The sequence below is a fragment of the Halorientalis sp. IM1011 genome (genome assembly GCF_001989615.1).
Taxonomy (GTDB): domain Archaea; phylum Halobacteriota; class Halobacteria; order Halobacteriales; family Haloarculaceae; genus Halorientalis.
In genome coordinates, this window is sequence record NZ_CP019067.1 from 1,674,754 (window position 1) to 1,695,962 (window position 21,209).

Annotated in this window: 28 protein-coding genes; 14 read left to right on the forward strand and 14 right to left on the reverse strand. The window is 68.3% G+C overall.

Annotation, left to right across the window (positions count from 1 at the left end):
• Positions 1-19: 19 nt before the first annotated feature.
• The gene (locus BV210_RS08470) at positions 20-2,956 is read left to right on the forward strand and encodes a PAS domain-containing protein (protein WP_077206208.1); all 2,937 of its coding nucleotides are present in this window, start codon (positions 20-22) and stop codon (positions 2,954-2,956) included.
• A 23-nt stretch (positions 2,957-2,979) separates the two neighbouring features.
• Here BV210_RS08470 and BV210_RS08475 read toward each other — a convergent pair whose 3' ends face one another.
• Entirely contained in the window at positions 2,980-4,227 is a 1,248-nt protein-coding gene (locus BV210_RS08475) for a hypothetical protein (RefSeq protein WP_077206209.1), read from the reverse strand.
• Positions 4,228-4,272: 45 nt separating this feature from the next.
• The gene (locus tag BV210_RS19810; protein WP_157525925.1) at positions 4,273-4,437 is read right to left on the reverse strand and encodes a hypothetical protein; all 165 of its coding nucleotides are present in this window, start codon (positions 4,435-4,437) and stop codon (positions 4,273-4,275) included.
• 151 nt (positions 4,438-4,588) lie between these two features.
• Here BV210_RS19810 and BV210_RS08480 point away from each other — a divergent pair, with 151 nt between their 5' ends.
• The gene (locus BV210_RS08480; protein ID WP_172824885.1) at positions 4,589-5,311 is read left to right on the forward strand and encodes a hypothetical protein; all 723 of its coding nucleotides are present in this window, start codon (positions 4,589-4,591) and stop codon (positions 5,309-5,311) included.
• A gap of 98 nt (positions 5,312-5,409) precedes the next feature.
• Entirely contained in the window at positions 5,410-6,228 is an 819-nt protein-coding gene (locus BV210_RS08485; RefSeq protein WP_077206210.1) for a hypothetical protein, read from the forward strand.
• Here BV210_RS08485 and BV210_RS08490 read toward each other — a convergent pair whose 3' ends face one another.
• Positions 6,229-6,480: a hypothetical protein gene (locus tag BV210_RS08490; protein ID WP_077206211.1), complete on the reverse strand. Its 252-nt coding sequence runs from the start codon at positions 6,478-6,480 to the stop codon at positions 6,229-6,231. It lies immediately after the preceding gene.
• 381 nt (positions 6,481-6,861) lie between these two features.
• Complete coding sequence (locus BV210_RS08500) at positions 6,862-7,740, reverse strand: homing endonuclease associated repeat-containing protein (protein WP_077206212.1); 879 nt, start codon at positions 7,738-7,740, stop codon at positions 6,862-6,864.
• An 88-nt stretch (positions 7,741-7,828) separates the two neighbouring features.
• Here BV210_RS08500 and thiE point away from each other — a divergent pair, with 88 nt between their 5' ends.
• Complete coding sequence (gene thiE / locus BV210_RS08505) at positions 7,829-8,467, forward strand: thiamine phosphate synthase (RefSeq protein WP_077206213.1); 639 nt, start codon at positions 7,829-7,831, stop codon at positions 8,465-8,467.
• Between the two features lie 14 nt (positions 8,468-8,481).
• Here the strand turns inward: thiE and BV210_RS08510 are convergent, their stop codons facing one another.
• Positions 8,482-8,763 carry a hypothetical protein gene (locus BV210_RS08510; protein ID WP_077206214.1) on the reverse strand — a complete coding sequence of 94 codons (282 nt, stop codon included), beginning with the start codon at positions 8,761-8,763 and terminating at the stop codon, positions 8,482-8,484.
• Positions 8,764-8,852: 89 nt separating this feature from the next.
• Here BV210_RS08510 and BV210_RS08515 point away from each other — a divergent pair, with 89 nt between their 5' ends.
• The 4 genes from BV210_RS08515 (at position 8,853) to BV210_RS19820 (ending at position 10,171) form a co-directional block, all read left to right on the forward strand.
• Positions 8,853-9,647, forward strand: coding sequence for an enoyl-CoA hydratase/isomerase family protein (locus tag BV210_RS08515; protein WP_077206215.1), 795 nt, complete (start codon positions 8,853-8,855; stop codon positions 9,645-9,647).
• 96 nt (positions 9,648-9,743) lie between these two features.
• Positions 9,744-9,893, forward strand: coding sequence for a hypothetical protein (locus BV210_RS19815; protein WP_157525927.1), 150 nt, complete (start codon positions 9,744-9,746; stop codon positions 9,891-9,893).
• A 1-nt stretch (position 9,894) separates the two neighbouring features.
• Entirely contained in the window at positions 9,895-10,020 is a 126-nt protein-coding gene (locus tag BV210_RS20760) for a hypothetical protein (RefSeq protein ID WP_256385565.1), read from the forward strand.
• A 1-nt stretch (position 10,021) separates the two neighbouring features.
• Positions 10,022-10,171, forward strand: coding sequence for a hypothetical protein (locus BV210_RS19820; RefSeq protein WP_157525929.1), 150 nt, complete (start codon positions 10,022-10,024; stop codon positions 10,169-10,171).
• On the opposite strand, the gene BV210_RS08520 is transcribed toward BV210_RS19820, so the two are convergent.
• Genes BV210_RS08520 through BV210_RS08535 form a run of 4 tightly spaced genes read right to left on the reverse strand, consistent with a single transcriptional unit; the run spans position 10,168 to position 13,131 of the window.
• The gene (locus tag BV210_RS08520) at positions 10,168-11,106 is read right to left on the reverse strand and encodes a hypothetical protein (RefSeq protein ID WP_077206216.1); all 939 of its coding nucleotides are present in this window, start codon (positions 11,104-11,106) and stop codon (positions 10,168-10,170) included. The genes BV210_RS19820 and BV210_RS08520 overlap by 4 nt on opposite strands.
• Before the next feature lie 50 nt (positions 11,107-11,156).
• On the reverse strand, positions 11,157-11,861 hold the full coding sequence (locus BV210_RS08525) for an energy-coupling factor transporter transmembrane protein EcfT (protein ID WP_077206217.1): 705 nt from the start codon (positions 11,859-11,861) through the stop codon (positions 11,157-11,159).
• Entirely contained in the window at positions 11,855-12,553 is a 699-nt protein-coding gene (locus tag BV210_RS08530; RefSeq protein ID WP_077206218.1) for an energy-coupling factor ABC transporter ATP-binding protein, read from the reverse strand. The genes BV210_RS08525 and BV210_RS08530 overlap by 7 nt, the downstream gene beginning before the upstream one ends.
• Complete coding sequence (locus BV210_RS08535) at positions 12,550-13,131, reverse strand: biotin transporter BioY (protein ID WP_077206219.1); 582 nt, start codon at positions 13,129-13,131, stop codon at positions 12,550-12,552. The genes BV210_RS08530 and BV210_RS08535 overlap by 4 nt, the downstream gene beginning before the upstream one ends.
• Positions 13,132-13,264: 133 nt before the next feature.
• Here BV210_RS08535 and BV210_RS08540 point away from each other — a divergent pair, with 133 nt between their 5' ends.
• Complete coding sequence (locus BV210_RS08540) at positions 13,265-14,212, forward strand: TIGR03571 family LLM class oxidoreductase (protein ID WP_077206220.1); 948 nt, start codon at positions 13,265-13,267, stop codon at positions 14,210-14,212.
• Here BV210_RS08540 and BV210_RS08545 read toward each other — a convergent pair.
• Complete coding sequence (locus tag BV210_RS08545; RefSeq protein ID WP_077206221.1) at positions 14,207-14,509, reverse strand: hypothetical protein; 303 nt, start codon at positions 14,507-14,509, stop codon at positions 14,207-14,209. The genes BV210_RS08540 and BV210_RS08545 overlap by 6 nt on opposite strands.
• Positions 14,510-14,592: 83 nt before the next feature.
• Here BV210_RS08545 and BV210_RS08550 point away from each other — a divergent pair, with 83 nt between their 5' ends.
• Positions 14,593-15,096 (forward strand): hypothetical protein, encoded by a 504-nt coding sequence (locus BV210_RS08550; RefSeq protein ID WP_077206222.1) that lies wholly within the window; start codon positions 14,593-14,595, stop codon positions 15,094-15,096.
• Here BV210_RS08550 and BV210_RS08555 read toward each other — a convergent pair.
• A complete protein-coding gene (locus BV210_RS08555) occupies positions 15,088-15,981 on the reverse strand; it encodes a DMT family transporter (protein WP_077206223.1) in 894 nt (297 codons plus the stop codon). The two genes, BV210_RS08550 and BV210_RS08555, sit on opposite strands and share 9 nt — an antisense overlap.
• 93 nt (positions 15,982-16,074) lie before the next feature.
• On the opposite strand from BV210_RS08555, the gene BV210_RS08560 reads away from it, so the two are divergent.
• Positions 16,075-16,527, forward strand: coding sequence for a cupin domain-containing protein (locus tag BV210_RS08560; RefSeq protein ID WP_077206224.1), 453 nt, complete (start codon positions 16,075-16,077; stop codon positions 16,525-16,527).
• Positions 16,528-16,550: 23 nt separating this feature from the next.
• Positions 16,551-17,081: a hypothetical protein gene (locus tag BV210_RS08565; RefSeq protein WP_216640664.1), complete on the forward strand. Its 531-nt coding sequence runs from the start codon at positions 16,551-16,553 to the stop codon at positions 17,079-17,081.
• A 16-nt stretch (positions 17,082-17,097) separates the two neighbouring features.
• On the opposite strand, the gene BV210_RS08570 is transcribed toward BV210_RS08565, so the two are convergent.
• A complete protein-coding gene (locus BV210_RS08570) occupies positions 17,098-18,468 on the reverse strand; it encodes a cytochrome P450 (protein WP_077206225.1) in 1,371 nt (456 codons plus the stop codon).
• Complete coding sequence (locus BV210_RS08575) at positions 18,468-19,049, reverse strand: hypothetical protein (protein WP_077206226.1); 582 nt, start codon at positions 19,047-19,049, stop codon at positions 18,468-18,470. The genes BV210_RS08570 and BV210_RS08575 overlap by 1 nt, the downstream gene beginning before the upstream one ends.
• Before the next feature lie 226 nt (positions 19,050-19,275).
• Between BV210_RS08575 and BV210_RS08580 the strand changes: the two genes are divergently transcribed.
• Positions 19,276-20,454 (forward strand): LLM class flavin-dependent oxidoreductase, encoded by a 1,179-nt coding sequence (locus tag BV210_RS08580; RefSeq protein WP_077206227.1) that lies wholly within the window; start codon positions 19,276-19,278, stop codon positions 20,452-20,454.
• 43 nt (positions 20,455-20,497) lie between these two features.
• Here BV210_RS08580 and BV210_RS08585 read toward each other — a convergent pair whose 3' ends face one another.
• Positions 20,498-20,767, reverse strand: a complete 270-nt coding sequence (locus BV210_RS08585; protein WP_077206228.1) for a hypothetical protein — start codon at positions 20,765-20,767, stop codon at positions 20,498-20,500.
• A 166-nt stretch (positions 20,768-20,933) separates the two neighbouring features.
• On the opposite strand from BV210_RS08585, the gene BV210_RS08590 reads away from it, so the two are divergent.
• Positions 20,934-21,140: a cold-shock protein gene (locus BV210_RS08590; protein WP_077206229.1), complete on the forward strand. Its 207-nt coding sequence runs from the start codon at positions 20,934-20,936 to the stop codon at positions 21,138-21,140.
• Positions 21,141-21,209: the final 69 nt, after the last annotated feature.

Consider the following 21,209-nt stretch of genomic DNA (forward strand, 5'->3'; position numbering starts at 1 on the left):
CAGACCCCATGTACGGACAATGACCGTCCCCGAGTCGGTATCACGCGAGAGACGCCCCGACGCAACGGTCTACTGCGACGAGGGGTATCCGGCGGGGATGGAGGAGTTGCGGGCGGGACTGGAAGCGGTGTCGTCGCTATCGGTGTCAGAGGTACAGCGGCTGGCGGAGGGCCCCGTGGAGCCGGCCGACAGCCGCGTGACGCTCGTGTTCACCGATAGCGTCCCCGACGAACGGACCGTGGAGCGGGTGACGAGGCCGCCCTCGATCTGGATCACGACGGCGGCGGACGTGGTGACCGCCGGGACCGAACGCGGCGTCACGGACGTGTTCAACTGGGAGCCAGCCGACGGCTGGGCGATGCTGGCGGCGAAACTTTACCACCGACTGGACGAGCGGACGGAAGCAGCCGCGGACGAGCGGGCGATCCCCGAGCAGGCACTCCAGCGGATCAGCGACGGGGTGCTGGCACTGGACGACGAGTTCCGTATCACCTACCTGAACAACGCGATGGCGTCGGTGTTGCGGGACGGTGACGGCGACGTTCGCGGCGATCGGTTCTGGGACCACCTCTCGCCGGACGTGACCGAGGTGCTCCGGCCGGCGCTCGAACGAGCGATGGCCGATGGCGCGACCGTCACGACCGAGGTCCAGACCCCGGAGACCGAGCAGTGGTACGAGGTGACCGCCTACCCGTCGGCGGAGGGACTGTCGCTGTACGGCCGGGAGGTGACCCAGCGCAAACAGCGCGAGGCTCAGCAGGCTCGTTACGAACACCTCGTCGAGACCGTCGGCGACGCCGTCTACATCCTGGACGAGGACGGGCGGTTCACGTTCGTCAACGACGCACTCTGTGAGATGACGGGCTACGACCGCGAGGACCTGCTCGGCTCGTCGGTCCACGTCATCAAAGACGACGAGACCGTCGCGGAAGCCGAGGACGCGCTCCGTGACCTGCTCCGGAGACAGGACGAGCCGGGGATGCCCATCGCCAAACTCGACGTGGAACTGATCACGGGCGACGGCGACCGCGTTCCGGCGACCGACAGGATGACACTCCGTCCCCTCTCGGAGGACGGCGATTTCACCGGGACCGTCGGGACGCTCCGGGACATCAGCCGCCAGCGCCGCCGGCAGGACATCCTCGGCGGTATCCTCGCGAGCACACAGGACATGATGGCCGCGACCACGACCGACGAGGTGAGTCAGCTGGTCGTCGACACCATCCGCGAGGTCTTCGAGTTCGATCTGGCCGTCGTCCGGGAACACGACGACGAATTTGACCAGCTCGTACCCGTCGCCACCTCGGAGGGCGTCGACGACGTGATGACCGACCGGCCGGCCTACGACCCCGACGAAGGACCGGTCGGCACCGCCTACACCGAGGAGCGTCTCGTCGTCCGCGAGGACCTGGGCGAGCGGGACGAGTACGACCGCGGCGGCGTCGAGATCGGCGGCTACTGTCCGATCGGCGACCGGCGGACGCTCAGTTTCGGCTCCCGCGACGACGCGGGGTTCACCGACGACGAACTCAGACTGGTGGAGTTGCTGGCCGAGACCGCCGCCGCAGCCTTCGAGATGGTCACCCGCGAGGAGGAACTCAGGCGCTACGAGGCCGTCGTCGAGGCCGCCGATGACAAGCTGTTCACGCTCGATTCCGCGGGGACGATCACGCTCGCGACCGACCAGTTCGCGACCGCTGTCGGGTACGACCGCGAGGCACTGACCGGCCACGACATCGCCGAGTTCGTCCCCGAAGCCATCGCCACGGAGATCGCCGATCCGGCGAGCCCGATCGACGTGGAGACTGACCTCCGGAGCCGGGACGGTGGCCGCCTCCCCAGCCGGATCCGGACCGCTCGCTTCTCCAGCCCCTACGGGGACGGCGTCGTCGGTACCGTCAGAGATCTCTCGGAACTGCGCTCGGCCCAGCAGGCCGCCTCGCGCAACCGCCGGCGGTTCACCGAACTGTTCGAGACGCTCTCCGATCCGGTCGCCGACGTGGAGTACGACGACGGCGAGGCGGTCGTCAGCCGGGCCAACGCCGCCTTCGCCGCCCTCTGTGACGAGACCGATCGCTACCTCACCGACCGCCCGCTGGCCGAGGTGCGTGCAGCACTGCCCGCCGGCGTCGCCGCGGCCATGGAACCCGTCACGACGCCGGGCGCGAGCATCGAGCGCGAGGTGACGACCCAGACCGGCACCGAACGCAAGCAGTACATCCTGAAGACGGTGCCCTACGAGAGCACCGACGGGAAGCGGGCCTTCGTGGTCCTGACCGACGTGACCGATCTGGCCCAGCGCGAGACCCACCTCCAGGTGCTCCACCGGCTGCTCCGGCACAACCTCCGCAACGAGACCACCGTCATCCAGGGGTACGCCGAGTCGCTGCTCGCGATGGACACCGACGAGCAAATCGACGAGTTCGCCGGCCGGATCTTCGATGCGAGTTCGTCGCTGGTCGACGCCTCCGACACCGCCCGGACGATCCAGCACGTCCTCCGGATGGACGGCGACGAGGTCGAATCCGTCCCGGTCGCGGAGGTGGCCGAGCAGATCCGCGTGGAGATCGTCGGCGACTATCCCGCCGCGGACGTGTCCCTCACGACCGCGACCGACGGCACCGTGACCTTCAGCCACCACCTGCTGGTCGGCATCGAGGAACTCGTCGAGAATTCGGTGGAGCACAGTGACGACGACTCACCCAGCGTCGAGCTCGAACTCGTCGACGGCCCGAGCCCCGACACCGTCACCATCCGGGTCAGCGACGACGGGCCCGGGCTCCCCGACGGGGAGTGGGACGTGGTGTCCGGCGCACAGGAGATTACCCAGCTCCAGCACACCCAGGGGCTCGGGCTGTGGCTCGTGCGCTGGGTCGTCGACAAACACAGCGGCGACCTGATCCTCGAAGAGAGCGGTCCGGACGGGACGACGATCGCCATCACACTCCCGCGGTAAACTACCGCGGGTCGCCCGGTGAGCTACCGGAACCGCGTGAGCGGTTCCCGAAGCGCCCACACGTCCGTCTTGGGATCCAGATTCGAGGGCTCGGTTCCGGACTCCGTGACGATCCCGGCGTGATACAGCATCGTCTTCAGCTGGAACACCGTCGGCGAGTGGTACACCCCGCCCTCGGTGAGCGGGTCTGTCCGCAGGTCGCCCTCGGCCGACAGCACCCGCTGGCGCACGTCGTCGGTCCCCCGGAGGAACAGTTCGACCGTGAACGTCGGATGGGTCGCGTGGCAGTACTCGACCAGTTCGACCAGCGACGGCTCGGGAACGCCGTCGTCGGCCAGCCGCTGGAGTCGTTCGACCAGCAGCTGCGTCGCGGGATACTGATACACCACGCGCCGGGTCAACTGGCCCCACCGAGGCGCGAGGTCACAGAACCGCTTTCGTAACCGCTTCCACTCCCGGAACTGCTCCAGGGCGGCGTCGACGGTCCCGTACTCCCGGAGGCCGAAACGGACGACTTCCTCGCCCAGCGGCGTCAGCCGCTGGCCGTCGTGGCGGTCGTCGATCAGGTCGAGGAAGGCCGCGCCGGCCCGGGCGGCGTCAGTCGCGCCGACGACCCGCTCTTCCAGCACCGCCTCGGTGTCGGCATCGTGGACCAGCGCCAGCGGATACGCGAGGTAGTTCTTCGGGTGGTTCAGCCCGAAGTTGCGGTCGACGACGCCCTGCGCGCTGGCCTGGAAGCGGATGGCGTCGGCCTCGCTGCTCGGCCGCGCGCCCACGACCCGGGGCCGGACCTCGGGCGTGACCGTGCCGTCCCCGGCGACCGATAGGACGCCGACGTTCAACTCACGGGCCAGCGTCCGCGCCGACTGCGGGATCGAGCCCGCCGGCGCGGCGACGTACGCGACGTTAGCCTCGTGTAGTCGGTCGTACGCCTGCACGATACCTCGTTCCACGTCGGCGGTCCCCGTTGCCGTCCGTCCTTTGGCCTCGACGGCCAGCAGCGGCGGGTGGTCGCCCACGCGGTCGACGGCCAGCAGGTCGTCGTCCGGGACGGGGACCCCCACCAGATCCGGATAGCCCGACCCCACCTGAACGTGGTTGAACGGGGCGAGCAGGTCCTGCACGTCGGGGTCGATGGGCTGGTCGTCGACCCAGCGGTCCTGGGCGAACTGGGTGTCGACGACGGCGTAGGTGTCGGTGCCGTCCTCCGGAAACAGACGCGCTTTCGCGCTCGCGAGGACGTGCGGTTCCGTCAGCGCCGCGGTAGCCATGGCTGGCCTTGGACGAGCGCCGATATGAAAACTTGGACCGCTACGTCAGGAGAGGTCCGGAACGACCGGTGCGTCGAGTTCCGCGAGTACCACTTTGCTGTCCGTTGCACTCTCGGCGCGTCCGCCGTCGGGCTGGACGCGTCGCGTCGGCATCTCCGGAACCATCGGGGCTGGTCGACCGTCGGCATCTGTCCGCTGTCGATCTCTCATGGTGGTACTCACGGACTCACGTCCGTACACTCCCCTGCCACACGCAGGATATTAAACCTCATGGTCTTTCATTACGTTAGTGTATCACTAGCACGGTACTGCGCCCGCCGCGAACACAGTCGTTATCCCCGCCGGCCCCCTCCCGTCGGTGATGACCGGCTGGCCCGACATCGATCCGACGGACGCCGAGGCTGTCGCCGAGCGCCGCGACGAAGTTGTTGCGGCGGTGCGGGACCACGCGGGGCAGATCGCCTACGCCCTCGCCCGCCTCCAGGGCGGCGACTACGGCCAGCGGGACTTCGACACCGACCGCGGCACGTGGACGGTCAAGTACGAGGCCGGCGACCTGGAGTACCTCCGCTACGATCCGAGGTCGGGGTCGGAGGTGTACGTCGTCTCGACGAAACAGCCGCCCGAACCCGAACCCCTCGCCACCGCGCTGACCGATTACGACGCCTTCGTCGCCGCGTTCGACGACCACGTCGCGAGTCTGGACGGCGTGCTGGACGAGGCACCGACCGACTTCCCCGCCCCCGCCAGCGTCGACGGCGTGGTCGCCGAGCGCGACCGCGTCGTCGGCTCGATTCGCGATACCTGCGACGCCATCGCCCGCGCGCTCGCCCGCTACGAGGGCGGCGACTACGGGACCTTTGCCACCCGCGTCGACGGCACCCGCTGGGAACTGAAATACGACGAAGACGGCACGTCCTACCTCCGCGTCGGCGGCGAGGGCGGCGTCTACCTCATCTCCCAGTACGAACCGCCGGCCGCCCCCGACCTCCGGGAGTACGCGCCCCGCTTTTCGGGCTTCGTCGATGCCTACAACGAGTACGTCGCGGACCTCGAATCCGACCTGGCGACCGTCTCGCTGTAGCCCACCGCCGCCCACACCACGACCTTCCTTTCGCCTCCGGTTGTCGGAAACTGGGAACACGCGACTCGTTGATAGCCGTTGGGCCCGACAGTCGAGATATGCCCCTCGCCTCGCAGTCCGATCCGGCGACGACACTGACGGTCGCCCGCTCGCTGGGCTTTCTGACCGTCGCGGTCGCCGCCGGCTGTTTGCTCTGGTATCTCAGACAGTACGCCCAGCAGATTCTCGCCGGCCCCTACCGGAAGCGGTGGCGCTACCTCGCCGTCGGCGTCGGCGCGGCCGCCGTCTACGGCCTCGCCGGCCTCGCCGAGACCGCCGGCGTCACCCCCGCCGCGTCCTTCCGCCGGGGCGCGACGCTGTTCGTGTTCCTCTTTGCCGCCATCGGCGTTCGCGCAGTCCACCGTTCGGTCGACGGCCACTCGCTGCTCGCCGACGAGACCCTCCAGTGGGCCGGTCCGACCGTCGTCGCCGGCTTCGTCGCCGCCTGGTGGTTGACCTACCTGTTCGCCACCCCGACGGCCGTCGCCGGCCTCGAAGTCGTCGGCCTGTTGCTCGCCACCGCCTACACCCTCTATCACGCCGTCGGCACCGTCCGCGCCGAAGAGGGGACCAGCATCGCCGCGTTCACCCGCCAGTTCACCCCCGCGCTGGTCGCGTTCGCCGTCGTCGCCGTCGCCGACCACGCCGTCGCGCTCTCCGTCCCGGCCGCCGCCGTCGGTGACGGCCTCGCCCTCGTCGGCACGGTGCTCGCTGGGGCCTTCCTGTTCACCACCGCCGTCGCCATCCGCCAGCAAGGCGGCGAAATACAGCGCCTGTACGACCCCACGACCTGGCGACGATCCCGCGACACCGGGTCGGACCCACAGGACCGACGGGCCGAGGACGGGCCAGCAAAGGAACACCCGGCCGACGACTGATCAACACAGCGGCGTCTCACACCGCCGGCAGAAGGAAAACTGCCCCTCGTTCGCCGTCCCACACTTCAGACACTCCACCGCGTCGCCGTCCGCACCCAGCGCGAGGTCGAGATGTGACCCCTCGCGGGATTCGGCACGGGCGATCCCGTACGGACTGGTCTCGGACAGGAGCGGCTGGCCGTGTTTCCACCCGCGATAGAGGTACAGCACAGCACCGAGCGTCGCCGCGGCAACCCAGACGAACGCGTCCATGTCTGTGCGGAGGCGATTCCCGCTCCAAAATCCGTCGGTTCACGGAAGTATTGGGACGGGGTGACAGTCCACGGAGCGTGGCGAAGGACGAGGCTATCGCTCGTTCGTCGATCAACGAAGGAATAGTCCCCACAGGATTCGAACCTGTGTCGAAGCCCCCAGAAGGCTTCAGGATTGGCCACTACCCCAGGGGACTGACATGTTCCCCATCAGACACCCACAGTGGGTCTCTCACGAGGTATTACAGGATTGGCCACTACGATTTATATGTGTTGCGGAGTCGGGCGACTGGTCTCCTTGTCAGCAACGCACACCCACGCGAGAACAAGCACATGCTCAAAGGCAGAAACGAAGACAGCAGTTGTCCTCGATTGTGGAAATTCATTCGGGGACCGGTCCCTCGTAATGTTCGTTTCGATGGCAGTTCGCACACAGTACGATGCACTTCTGTACCTCTCGCAGGAGTTCCTTCCACGAACAACCGTCGGCGATGAGCTGGCTGACCGAACGGCTCTTTGGTACATCACCCGTATGATGAAGGTCGAGACAGGCGGGATTCTCAACTACACAGTCTCGGCAGCCGTGGCTCCGTTTGTATTCGTAAACCCACGCCTGTTGTCTGTCTCGCAAGTCTACTGGCCGTTCGGTTGCTTCTTTCGAACTCACTATCCGTTCGAAAGAGCATGTGGACAGGTTAGCCCACTCGATACCATCCGGTTTCTCGTGGTGTTTTTTCCGGTGACAGTTCGCACACAGAACGGTACACTTCTCGATCTCCGGTTCCAGTCGATCCTTCCCGTAGCCCCACGTGATCATCGTGGAAACTTCCATCTCCTTCTCCGCTGGCACCGGGTGGTGGAAATCGAGACACTCCGGATCGTCTTCACCGCACTCCCGACATCCCCGCTCTTGTTTCTGCTCGTTCACCCACAGCCGCAACCGCCGCCGCCGCTGTAGCGACCGCTCCGTATTCCACTCCCGATTCCGGTAGTGCCAGCGCTGGTCCTGACTCAGTTCGTCCCACACCAGTCCCTCGGGCAGGTCGACACCGTCGGGTTTCGGTTCGACCCGCGATCCCCGCGAGTAGTTCGTCGCCAGTCCGGCCCGTCGCTTGGCCGCGTTCCACCCGCCACACTGACGGAGGATCGTCGATGCCGACGGTGTCAGCCCGAGGTCCTCGTACTGAGCTTTCGTCGGGGAATCGCCGAGCAACTGGGCAGCCTCCCTGAGTGCGTGGATGCAGTCGTCTTCGGTGACCATCCGTGACCCGCTGGTCCCGGCTTCGTATTTCAGTGCGCGGCCGCCACGAACCCAACCCACATATCACAGGGCCACCGAGTAGCCGCCCATGAACCCCGACACGTACCTCGTGACTGCCGAACCTATCTCCGAGGGCCGCTCGACGACCGAAATCGTCGAGGCGGCCATCGCCGGCGGGATCGACGTGGTGCAGTTACGCGAGAAGGAGATGCCCGCCCGAGAGCGGTACGACCTCGGGCTGGAGCTCCGCGAGCTGACCCGTGAGGCGGGCGTGCCGCTGATCGTCAACGACCGGATCGACCTCGCGGCGGCCGTCGACGCCGACGGCGTCCACCTCGGCGACGAGGACCTGCCGATCGCTGTCGCTCGGGAGCAGTTGGGTGCCGGGGCCGTCGTCGGGCGGTCGGTCTCGACGCCGGAGGCTGCCCGCGAAGCCGAGCGGGCGGGCGCGGACTACCTCGGCGTCGGCGCGGTGTACCCCACGAATTCGAAGGACACGGATCCGGAGGGAACGGAGATCGGACTCGACCGGATCGAAGCGGTGGCCGAGGCGGTCGGGATTCCCGTCGTCGGGATCGGCGGGGTGAAACCGGACACCGCCGCGGCCGTGATCGAGGCGGGGGCCGACGGCGTGGCGGTCATCTCGGCGATCACGGCTGCCGAGGATCCGGAAGTGGCGACCCGCGACCTCGGCGCGGCGGTCGAGCGCGGGCGGTCGAGCACCTGATCGAGCGAGCGCGGTCAGTCCGCGTCTGCCTCGATCTCGAAATCGTCGAGCGTGTTGCCGTGGCGGACGAGTCGTTCGGCGACGACCAGTTTCTTCGGGCGGTCGAGTCGGTCCCAGTCCAGGTCGGCCGGCGGGTCGGCCTCGAACCGGTCGAACTGGTCGAGCACGGCGGCGTTGACGAACCGGCCGAACTCGCCACAGGCGTCACAGGTCCGCGAGAGGTGGGACACGTCGAACTCGCGTGTCACGTCGTCGTCGAGGCAATTCGAACAGCGGTAGGCCTGCGCATCAGTCACGGTCCAGCTAGGGGACCGAGCCGCTAGTACCTGTGGGTCCGGTCGCGGTCGCAGGAAGCGTTTTCCGTCCGCCCCGCGAGGGTCCGGGTGTGACACAGTACGGCACGATCGAGTACGAGGTCGACGGGGTGACCGCCCACGTCCGACTCGACCGCCCCGACGCGATGAACGCGCTGAACGAGCGATTGCTCGAGGAGTTCGAGGACGCCCTCGACCGGGCCGACGCCGACGACGAGATACGGGTCGTGGTCGTCGCCGGCAACGGGACGGCCTTCTCGTCGGGGTACGACATCGGTGCGGACGAGCCGGAGCTGTCGGTCGACGACCGAATGCTCGACCAGCGGACCCACCTGGAAGCGATCTTCTCCGCGCGAGTGCCCGTTATCGCCGCCGTCGACGGGGCCGCGCTGGCCGGCGGGTGCAACCTCGCGCTGGCCTGTGACCTGACGTTCGCGACGGAGGGTTCAGAGTTCGGCTACCCCGACATGCACTTCGGCGAACCGCCGCCGAAGTTCGTCCTTCCCTTCGTCACCGACTCGCTGAAACACGCCCGCGAGTTGCTCTACACCGGCAAGTCCGTCGACGCCGAGGAGGCCCACCGGATGGGGCTGGTCAACCGCGTCGTCCCCGACGGCGACCTGGAGGGTGCGGTCGACGAGGAGATCGACCAGATCACCAAGACCCCCAGCGCGGCGGTGGCGCTGGTCAAGGACATGATCAACGACGTGCAGGAGACACAGGGGTATCGGCGGTACGGTCGCCTCGACGAGTCGCTCGGGACGCTGACGATGGAGAGCGAGACGGCGACGGAGTTCCGCGAGATCCGCGACGAGGAGGGCTTACAGGCCGCCCTGGAGTGGGTGCACGGCACCGACAAGTCGTGATTCCGGGTGCCGACACGTGGAGGACCCCGACGGCACGGTCCGGCGCGTCGAACTGACCGCCAATCTAATTATGGCGACGAGTGTCACCATACAGGTATGCACGATCTCGGAGGCTTCCAGCGGGACGATCCCGTGGCCAGCGGCGGCCGCGACGGCCCGGAGGGGCTGGGAGTCGAACGCGACGGCGACGAGGGGGAGGCCAAGGGCGGGGACGAGTGGGCACGTGAACGTATCTGGAGCAACTAGCATGGAATACGTCCAGTCATCGAGCGGGAAGTGGCACAAGACGGACTGTCAGTACTCGCCGGACGACGACGAGGGGGAGGCCAAGGGCGGGGACGAGTGGGCACGTGAACGTATCTGGAGCAACTAGCATGGAATACGTCCAGTCATCGAGCGGGAAGTGGCACAAGACGGACTGTCAGTACTCGCCGGACGACGACGAGCGGGAGGGCGAGACGGATCACCTCCCGATCGACGCCGACCGGTGTCAGCACTGCATCGACTCCTTCGAGTTCGCCTAGCGGAGCGCGGCCAGTTCGGTCAGCCCGATGGTGGTGACACAGGAGACGAACGCGATAGTGCCGAGTTTGCCGCCGGATCCGACGAAGGCCGGCGAGACGAACACGAAGACCAGCCCACAGATCACGCCCGCGACCGCGACCAGTCGCTCGTCGGCCAGCCGGTCCGTCGAGGACATCCCGACGAAGGAGGCACAGAACGCGACGGTCGCCAGCGTCGTCCCACCGGCGACGAGCGCGGGAAGCGCGATGCCGGCGACCAGTCCGACCGCCGCGGAGCCGATGACGCCCCCGAGGCCGAGCCGGACGCTCAGGACGACGGTCACGACGGCCCCGACGACCGCCACGGCGACGATTTCGGGGGCCATCGCCCACGGGAGCGCGGTCCCGCCGGCGTAGTCGAAGCCGGTCAGCGCGACGGTCGTGCCACAGCCAAAGAGCGCGAGCGTGCCGAGTTTGCCCCCGACGCCGCCGAAGGCGTCCCGCGCCGCGACGAAGGCGAGCCCGGAGATCACTCCGGCGACCGCGACCGGACCGACACCCGGAAACACCGCCGGCGACGCCATTCCCACGAAGGAACCGCAGTAGGCCGCCACGTCGCTCTCCGTGGGGGCGAGACCGGCGGCGAGTCCCACGGCGGCCGAACCGACGACCGGCCCGAGCCCGGCGTGGACGCTCAGGAGGTACGCGAGGACGGCACCGGCGACGACGGCGAGCGCGTCGCGGGCGTCGCTGCGGTCGAACCCGGCCGCTGTCGGCGGTGAGAGTGCTCGCTCCCGCTCGGTGACGGCGGCCAACCCGCCGACGAGGGCGACCCCGCCGCCCAGCGTGAGCCGCCCGGTCGTGAGCACGGGCGGGGCGACGAACGCGCCGGCGAGCAGGGCCAGCGGCGTCACCACGAGCGCGAAGTACCCGGCGTACTGGACCGTCCGGTACACACCTCCGCTCACCGATGGGGACGTGAGAACGTTGCGATTTGCGTGCGGGGTCACAGCAGCGGCGAGGCCGTCAGCGCCAGCGCCAGAGCGAGGACGGGGACGTCCCGCCGCCCGAGCCCGAGCCGCGGGAGAGTGGGATTCCACGCGACACAGCGGGCCTGCAACGCGAGCGAGAGCGCGTCGGCGCGGGCGTCGACCCGCCGGAGGCCAGCAGTCGCGACGATGCGGATGCGCTCTGTGGGCGGGCGCTCGGTCCCGAGTCGGGCCTGCATCGCCGCCCGTGCGCGCTGTAAGTCCGCGACCAGCACCGGCAGGAACCGGAAGACGACGGCGACGCCGAGTCCGAGAAAGCGGCCGGGACGGCCCGGAACCAGCCACTGGACGGCCGCCCGTGACTCCCGGGCCGGTGTCGTGTAGACGTAAGCGGCGCTGACGAACAAGAGCAGGAGGACCCGGTAACTCGCCAGTGCCGGGAACCGCGCCTGCGCGAGCGAGAACCACGGCGGCCCCATCGTCAGTCCCTCCAGAAGCGGCGCAGCCAGCAGGATCGGAAGGGCAAAGCGGAGGTCGTAGGTCACAGCCAGCGGAGAGCGACGGGCCGCGGCCAGCGCCGCGAGGGCGACCACCGACAGCACTGTGAGACCGCGTGGCGTCGTGTAGGCGAAGGCGGCGACGGCGAACGCCGCCTGGAAGGCGAGTTTCGCCCGCGGGTCCAGCGCGTGGGCGAAGGTCGTCCCCGGTTCGTAGCTCAGCATGGGCGCACGTCGTAGGACTCCAGACGGTCCCGGACGGTGTCGGGGTCGCCGTCCAGCGCGACCCGTCCACCGGAGAGGACGACGATCCGGTCGGCGAGGTCAGTCACGTCCCGGAGGTCGTGGGTGACGAGGACGATGCCGGTGCCATTCTCGTGGAGCGACGCGAGCCGGTCACAGACCGCTCGGCGGGCCGGCAGGTCGAGGCTGGCGAGAGGTTCGTCCAGCACGAGGTGGTCGGGAGCCATCGCGAGCGCGCCGGCGATGGCGACTCGCGCCTGCTCGCCGCCCGAGAGCCGGTCGACTCGCTCCTCGCCCCGACCGTCCATGCCGACGGTTTCGAGGGCCTCGGTCACCCGTCGGTCGATCTCGTCGTGAGAGAGACCGAGGTTCTCGGGACCGAAGGCCACGTCCGCGCTGACGGTCGCGGCCACGAACTGGTCGCGTGGATCCTGAAACACCATCCCGACGGCGGTGCGGGCAGCGACCAGGTCGTCCTGCACTGGTCGGCCGTCGATCAGGACCTCGCCGCTATCGGGTTCTTCGAGGCCGTTGAACTGCCGGACGAGGGTGGTCTTGCCGGCCCCGTTCGGCCCGACCAGCAGGACGAACTCGCCGTCGTCGATAGTCAGATCCAGGCCGTCCAGCACTCTGGTCCCGCCACGACTGGCGACCAGCTCGCGGACCTCGATCATTCGGGGACGAAGGCGTCGCTGCGGACGATCCCGACCGCGGCGGCGATCTTGAACGCCTCGGCGGGGATGAACGCGGCCGCGCCCGCGGTGAACGCCGCGACCGGTCCGAGTCCGAGGACGAGCATCAGGCCCGCGATTCCGAGCGCGTAGACGACGGCCGTGCCGGCGACCATCGACCCGACGAGACGGACGACGCCGACCTCGCGGGGGTCACGGACCGAGAGCCCGCCGTGGACGAGCAGACCGACGACCACGGCGGCGACCGGGTACCCCCAGAGGTAGCCCGCGGTCTGGCCGACCAGCTGGGCGAGTCCGGCGCTGCCGCCGCTGAACACCGGCGCACCGAGCGCGCCGGCGACCAGATACAGCCCGATCGACGCGCCGCCCCAGATCGGCCCGAGGAAGATGCCGGCGAGGAAGACGCCGAGCACCTGCAGCGTGACCGGTGCCGGCGAGATCGGGTTCGGGAAGCTGACGTAGGCGAACGCGCCCATCAGGGCCGCGAACAGGGCGACCCGACCCAGGTTCTCGACGACCGCCGGCTCGACGAGGTCGACGTCCTCCGTGTCGGTGCTCACAGCCGTCCCCCCGTGCCTGCGTAGTCGCGTGTCATTTCCTCCCTCTGTGCCGTCTACCACATTGAACACTTCGGTTGACGGTCCCGGATCGAAGCTGGACTCGAAGGCCCCAGCCTCGGAAACCACAGCCCCCATGCCCGTCCAGCCCCGACGGCTGGCAGTGACGCTGGACCACGCGAACGCCGGGTATCGGCGGCTGTTCGACGGCGACGGGCTGACCTTCGGGACCGGCTTCCCGCTCACGGACAACCGGGAGTCCATGCCCCCGGCCGACCGGGAACTCGAACTGGCGGCCCACGCCGAGTCGGTCGGCTTCGACGCGCTGTGGGCGCGGGACGTACCGCTGTACTGGCCGCGCTTCGGCGACGCGGGCCAGACGTTCGACGTGTGGCCGTGGCTCGCGCAGGTCGCAGCTCGCACGGACGACATCGCGCTCGGCACCGCGAGCGTCGTCCTCCCGATTCGCCACCCGCTGCACGTCGCAAAGAGCGCCGCCACGCTCGACCGCCTCTCGGACGGTCGGCTCGTCCTCGGCGTCGCCACCGGCGACCGCGACCCCGAGTTCGACGCGTTCGGAATCGATCGCGAGGAACGGGGCGCGCTCTTTCGCGAGTCCGTCGACGTCCTGCGGACCGTCTGGCGCGAGGAGTTCCCCGAGGCCGAAGGGTCGTGGGGCGAACTCGACGGCGACCTCGATATGGTCCCCGAGCCGACCACGGAGACGCTCCCCCTCCTCCCGACCGGGCACGCCCGACAGGACGTCGAGTGGATCGCCGAGCACGGCGACGGCTGGTTCTTCTACCACCTGCCCGAGCGGACGCTGGAGACCTACCTCGACGACTGGCGGGCCGAAGCGGGCGAGAAGCCGTACGCGATGGCGATCCAGACGGAGCTGGCCGACGCCCCCGACGCGGAGCCCGAACCGATCCACCAGGGGTACCGCGCGGGGACGGCGTGGTTCCGGGAGTACTTCCGGCGGCTGGCGGAGCTGGGCGTCGATCACGTCCTCGTGTCGCCGGCCGGCGAAAATCCCGAGGCCGATCTGACGCGGTTCGCCGAGGACGTGATCGACCGGTTATGACTCTTCGACCTCGATCTCGAGTACGTCGTAGACGCCGGCGGTGTCGGTCTCCGCGACGGTGGCGTCGATGATCTCGCCCTCTGCGATGGCGTCGTCGGTGACGAGCGTGACGGGTTCGAGCGTCGAGCGTGCGAGGATCAGTTTCAGGCGCTGGAAGATGGAGGGCGAGCCCCCTCTCCAGCAGATCAGCAAGTGCCGCGACTCGGCGAGGTCCCGGACGTCGTCGTCGAGGTCGTACTCGTCGAGTTCGGCGGGGCCGACGACGTGGAGGACCTCCCCCCGGAGGCGTTCGCCCATACCGGGCGGATGGACTCGACGGAAATGGGGTTTTCTCTCCGGGCGTGGGAAACTGACTTCGCCCGGGAGACGAAACGGACGGTATGGGCGAGGGCGACGCGGAGTTGACGGCCGACGAGTTCGTCGAGTACTGCGAGACCCAGGCGCGCCTGCTGTGGGGGCAAGTCGAGACCATGGAGGACGAGATCGACGACCTGCTCTCGGACCTCGACGACGAGATGGCCGACCTCCGGGAACGCCTCGGCGGCCACACCGATACCGTCGAAGGCACCGTCACGCCCGGCCCGGGTGAGGGAACCGACCTCGACGCCATCGAGGAACTCGAGGCCGACCTCGAGGAACGCCAGACCGTCGCCGCCGCCAAACAGGCCCGCATGAAGGCCTTCAGGGAACTCGCGGTGGGCTACGCCGAACTGGCGACCGACCTCGCCGATACAGACGACGGTCGGGCCGCGCTGAAACGCGTCCTCGAATTCGAGCAGGAGCGGGACGCCCCGGCGTACTTTCCGGACCGACAGACCGTGCTGGAGGCCGCCAGTGACGATGGCGGCGGTGGAGACGAGGGCACGGCCGACGACTCAGGCTAACAGCTGCCGGATCGCCGACCGCTTCAGCAGGAAGAACCCGAGGAAGATCACCGCGAAGCCGACGAGGGAGGCGAGGGTGATCCGCTCGTTCAACAGGACGACACCGGCGAGCGTCGCGACCACCGGGACGACGTAGCCCACCAGACTCGTCTCCGTGGCACCGTAGCGGGCCAGCAACCGGAAGTAGAGGAAGAAGGCGAGCGCGGTCGCGAAGACGCCGAGATAGGCGACGGCAGCCAGCGAGATTCCCGCCGGGACCGTGAGCGGTTCGCCGATGCCGACGCTGGCGAGGTGGAGGACGACGCCGCCGACCGCCATCGACCAGCCCGCCAGCGTGGTCCCGCCGACTGTCGAGTCCGCTCGCTGGACGAGGACCCCGCCCAGCGCGACGCTCGTGACCTGTACACAGATCAGGAGTTTTCCCACCAGATCGGCAGACAGCAGGTTCGCCGGGTCCGGGCGGATCACCAGCGCCACACCGAGGAAGCCGATCACGATCCCCACTGCTCCGACGGCCGAGACGCGTTCTTCGGGCAGCAGGACCAGCGCCCACAGCACCGTGGCGATGGGAACGAGTCCCTGGATGATCGCCGCGACGCCGCTGGGGACGGTCTGTTGCCCGAGAAAGAGGAAGCCGTTGCCCGCGATCAGGAACAGGCCGCCGCCGGCGACGGCCTCGTAGTCGCCGCGGGTCGTCGGCAGCCAGGACCACCCCGAGGCCTGGATCGCCACCGCACCGAGGAGGATGACGGCGGCCACGTCGTAGCGGAAGGCCGCGAACAGCACCGGCGGCAGGGCTTCGAGGCCGACGGAGATGGCGGGGAAGGACAGTCCCCACAGCGTCGCCAGCAGGAGGAAGGGCGCGACGGAACGAAGGGAAGACACAGCCATCGTAGCGGTCTGTTCCCGAAAAGAGTACGGATTCGGTCCGACCCCGGGAGAAAGACTTTGACTCGGCCGTCCGTGGCTCCGTTCGCGATGGACCACGTATCACTGGAGGATATGGAGAACCACCCGCGGGTCGCGGCCGTGCAGAAACACGCCACCGACCCGCTGAACCTCGCCGACATGGCGCTCAACTACTACGAACTCGAACCCGGCGACTCCTTCTCCGGCGGCCTGCACACCCACATGAACCAGGAAGAGGTCTTCCTGGTGATGGAAGGGACAGCGACCTTCCAGACGAAGGAAGACGAGGTCGAGGTCGGCGAAAACGAGATCGTCCGTTTCGCGCCCGGCGAGTACCAGGAGGGGCGCAACGACGGCGAGGAGCGCGTCCGGGCGGTCGCGATGGGCGCACCGCAGGACGACGGCGAGACCCGCTCGGCACTGCCCTGTCAGGAGTGTGGCGCGGAGTACCACGTCGTGGAGGTCACCGCCGACAGTGTGGAGTTGACCTGTCCGGAGTGTGGGAACGAAGTCGAGATGTGACCGCCGACGAGCCATCACCACCGATGGACCTGCCGACGCTCGTCGACGAGTATCTGGACTACTACGAGCAGACACAGGGCTTCCTGCCGGAGCGACTGGCAGAGTTCGGCGACACCTACCGCGCGCAGGGCCATCTCACTCGCGAGCAGTTGTACGACATCGCCTACGAGTCCTCGACCCGCAGCGCCTACCACGTCGAGACGAATCCGGAAGCGCGGTGTCGAGAGGTGACCGCCAACGTCCTCGCGGTCGAGGGCGATTTCTCGAAGATACAGCTGTTGACCGGGCTGTCTGGCTTCAAGGCGCCGACGGCCTCCTGCGTGCTGGCCGCGCTGGACCCGGAGCAGCACGCGGTCGTCGACACGCGGGTCTGGGCGACGCTGGATCGGCTGGACTATCTGAACGGCCGCAAGGAGACGTTCGACGCCGCGGACTACGTAACGATGATCGAGCCGATCCGCGAGATCGCCGCCGAGACCGGCCACAGCGCCGCAGAGGTCGGCTACGCGCTGTTCGCTTACGACGACGACGTGCGCGAGGGAACCCTGCACTGACCGGGCGGAGAGTGGACTACGCCCAGTCGGTAACGGCCATCTCGACGGGTTCGTCGGGCACCATCGTGACGGCGGAATCGACGGCGGGCGTGTCGTGTCTCGGCGAGCGCAGGGTGAGGCGAACCTCGGAGACCACGCGGGCGAGGATCAACTGGGCCTCCGCGAGCGCGAACAGCCGGCCGATACAGATGCGCTGGCCGCCGCCGAAGGGGAAGAAGCTGTAGGCCGGCTGGGCCTCGCGCGCCCCTGGCGCGAACCGTTCGGGGCGGTAGGCCAGCGGGTCTTCCCAGAGGTCGGGGTCCCGGTGGACGACGAACTGGCTGAGGACGACCTCCGCACCGGCGGGAATCTCGTACCCCTCGATCCGGTCACCATCGATGGCCTCACGGGTGATGACGGGCACCGGCGGGTAGATCCGCATGGCCTCCTGCACGCACCGTTTGAGGAACGATTCGTCGCCGGCCGCGCCCGCGGAGAAGCCCACCACGTCGGTCGGGTCGGCACCGGCGACGTGTTCGTGGAGGCGTTCGTGGACGCCGGGATTGCAGGCCAGCAGGTACCCGGTCCAGGTCAGCGCCGCCGCCGTCGTCTCGTGGCCGGCCAAAAGGAAGGTGACGAGTTCGTCCCGGATCTGCTCGTCGTCCATCCGCGTCCCCTCCTCGGTGCGAGCCGTCAGCAGTTTCGACAGCAGGTCGTCGTACTCGTCGGCCCGGCCGCGGCGGGCGTCGATCAACTCGTGCACGACGGCGTCGATGTCGTCGATGGCGCCCTGCATCCGCCGGTTGTGCGGCGAAGGAACCCACTCCGGGAAGGTCGGCACGACGCCGACCTCCCGCTGGAAGCCCCGGCGCAGGACCTGCAGGGCCGCCCGGATGTCCGCGGCGTGGCGCTCCACGTCCGCGCTGAACATCGCCTTCCCGATGATCGACAGCGTGACCCGTTCCATCTCTTCGAGCAGGTCGATCTCCTCGCGCCCGTCCCACCGGTCGAGCATGGCGTCGGTCTCGTCGACGATGAGATCGGTGAACGACTGGACGCTCCCCGATCCGAACATCGGGCGGATCAGGCGGTGCTGGCGGTGCCAGAGGTCGCCCTCGCTGGTGAGCAACCCGTCGCCGAACAGCTCCGACAGTTCCTCACGGTACACCGACGCCCGGCGGTAGTTGCCGGCGTTCCCTTCGAGGACGTGCTGGACCGCCGACGGCTCGGCCAGCAGGACGCCCGGGTCGCCGTTTGGCATCGTCAGGTCGACGACCGGGCCGTACTGCTCGCGAGCGCGGGTCAACACGCCGGTCACGTCCTCGCTCAGCAGCCGCCGGGCCTGGCCGAGGCGCTCGAGCACGCCCGGGCCGGGCGGGGTCGCGCCGGAGCCCTGGTTCCGGGCCATCAGACCAGCGCCTCCATCGCCTCGCCGACCGACTCCATCATGTCGTTGAACTCCCGGGAGCGTTCGAGCGGGCCGATGACGTCGAACCGGTTCTGGACGAAGGCCAGCTGACCGTTGAACTCGTCGTCGCCGAGCATCCGGAAGAGGACCTCGGTCTGTCCCTCGAAGGTAATTTCGGCGTCCTCGGCGAGGGTCGGCCCGCCCGCGATCGATCCCGTCTCGGGATCGGTGGTCGCGTGGAAGGCGATGGGTGAGTCGGTCGCCGTCCAGTTCACGGTGGTGTCGACCGTCACGGCGTCACCGACCGCGGAGATGTTCTCGGCGATCAGGCCCATCCCGCCCCACAGCACCCGGAGGTACTGCTCGACGGTCTCGGGCTCGTCGGTGGCGAACTCGGTGATCCCCTCGAATGTGGCCATCCGGTCGGTGAGCCGCTCGAACACCGTCGGCCGGGTGACGAGCAACTCCGCGAGCGCGTCCTCGTCGTCGAGTCCGGCGAGTGCCGGACCGAGGTTCGCCCTGAACTGTTCGTCCGGCTGGTCGACGACCGTTTCGAGGTCCGGTGTGGTAGCGTCTGACATCTCTGGAGGCTCCCCCTGGGGCGAGTGCGGCGTGCCCCGTGGTAACTGTGTTCATACTGCACTGACCGAACACATGAGTGCAGCGCACGGCATCTGAGGGGGCTTAAAAGCGGCCTCGCTACTGACGCGCAACGCTTTGCCCGGTCAGCGGTGAACGTGGACTGCTACCACGACACGCGGAGCGCGGTGGGGCGAGGGCTTCAGCGGGCTCCCGAGGTTCCAGATCATGAAGTTCGGGATCTTCTACGAACACCAGCTGCCACGACCCTGGCACGACGGCGACGAACAGGCTCTCTACGAGGACGCACTCGACCAGATCGAACTGGCCGACGAACTCGGGTACGACTACGTCTGGGAGGTCGAACACCACTTTCTGGAGGAGTACTCCCACTCGGCGGCCCCGGAGGTGTTCCTCGCGGCCGCCGCCCAGCGGACCGATCAGATCCGGCTTGGCCACGGGATCAAGCTCATGCCGCCGAACTACAACCACCCCGCCCGCGTCGCCGAGCAGGTGGCGACGCTGGATCTGGTCTCGGACGGCCGCGTCGAGTTCGGGACCGGTGAATCCTCCTCGAACATGGAACTGGACGGCTTCGGCATCGACCGAAAAGAGAAAGAGGCGATGTGGCAGGAGACGGTCGCCGAGGTGAGCGACATGATGACCATGGAGCCGTACCCGGGCCACGACGGGGCGTCCTTCCAGATGCCGCCCCGCAACGTCGTCCCCAAACCAGTTCAGGACCCCCACCCGCCGCTGTGGGTCGCCTGTTCGGGTCGCTCGACGATCGAACAGGCCGCCCGGCTCGGGCTCGGCGTCCTGAGTTTCGACTTTGCCTCGCCCGAGAAAGCGAGCGAGTGGGTCGACCTGTACTACGAGACCCTCAAGGAGGAGTGTACGCCAATCGGCCACACCGTCAACCCCAACTTCGCCATCGTCACCGGGTTCTCCTGCCACGAGGACGAGGACACCGCGTGGGACCGCGGCGCGGAGGGGTTCGCGTTCTTCCAGTACGCGCTGGCCCACTACTACGGTGCCGGCGACCACCGGCCCGGCGAGACGAACATCTGGAAGCAGTTCGAGGAGATCGGCGCGGATGCCATCCTCGAAGGCAACCAGGGCGACGGCGCGATCGGGACGCCCGACCAGATCCGCGACCACCTCCGGGCCCTCGAAGACGCGGGCGTCGACCAGGTCATCTTCGTCCAGGAGGGCGGCGACAACCGCCACGAACACATCTGCGACTCGCTGGAACTGTTCGCCGACGAGGTGATGGGCGCGTTCCACGATCGCGACGAAGCGCACGTCGCCGAGAAAGAGGCGGAACTCGAACCGTACATCGAGGCCGCGTTCGAGCGCCGCGAGGAGCGCGACCCGCTGGACGAACCGCCGGCCGTCGAGTCCTGAGACGGGCGCCGACGGCAGCCGGAGATCGAAGGACCCGCAGCGCTCAGCGGGCCGTCGAGTCGCGGTTCCAGCCGGGATCCTGCCCGGTGCGCTCGATGAGGGCAGACCGACAGGCCGGGCAGTAGTCGGGGGTGTCCGACTCGCCCCGGGGGACGTACACCGCGCCGCCGCACTGCACGCACGCGTCTGCGGCGATCGTCACGCAGTCCGCACAGACGTTGAAGTCGTCGACCGTGAGGTCTCGCAGGCCGTCGAGTTGTTTGTCGAGAGTGTACTCGTCGATGACCGTCTGGCAGCGTTGGCACGGTTTCATAGCGATGCATCGTGACAAACGTTAGCACCCCGTAAATACCTGCCTCTGATATCGACGCGTTCACGTGGCTCCCGACGGCGCGCCCCGACCCGTCCGACCGACGGCGCGGCGTGCTACCGCGACCCTCGGAAGGGTTATGCCCGGCTCGCCAGTATAGTTGATCGTAATGGCAAACGGTACGGTTGATTTCTTCAACGACACAGGCGGTTACGGTTTCATTTCGACTGACGACGACGCTGTCGACGACGACGAGGACGTGTTCTTCCACATGGAAGACGTCGGCGGCCCCGACCTCGAGGAAGGGCAGGACGTCGAGTTCGACATCGAACAGGCCGACAAGGGCCCCCGCGCGACGAACCTCGTCCGACAGTAAGACGCGGTTTTCCCGTCGCTCATCGCGAGCGACGACCCGGTTTTCACATTTTTCACGCGTCCGTAGCGA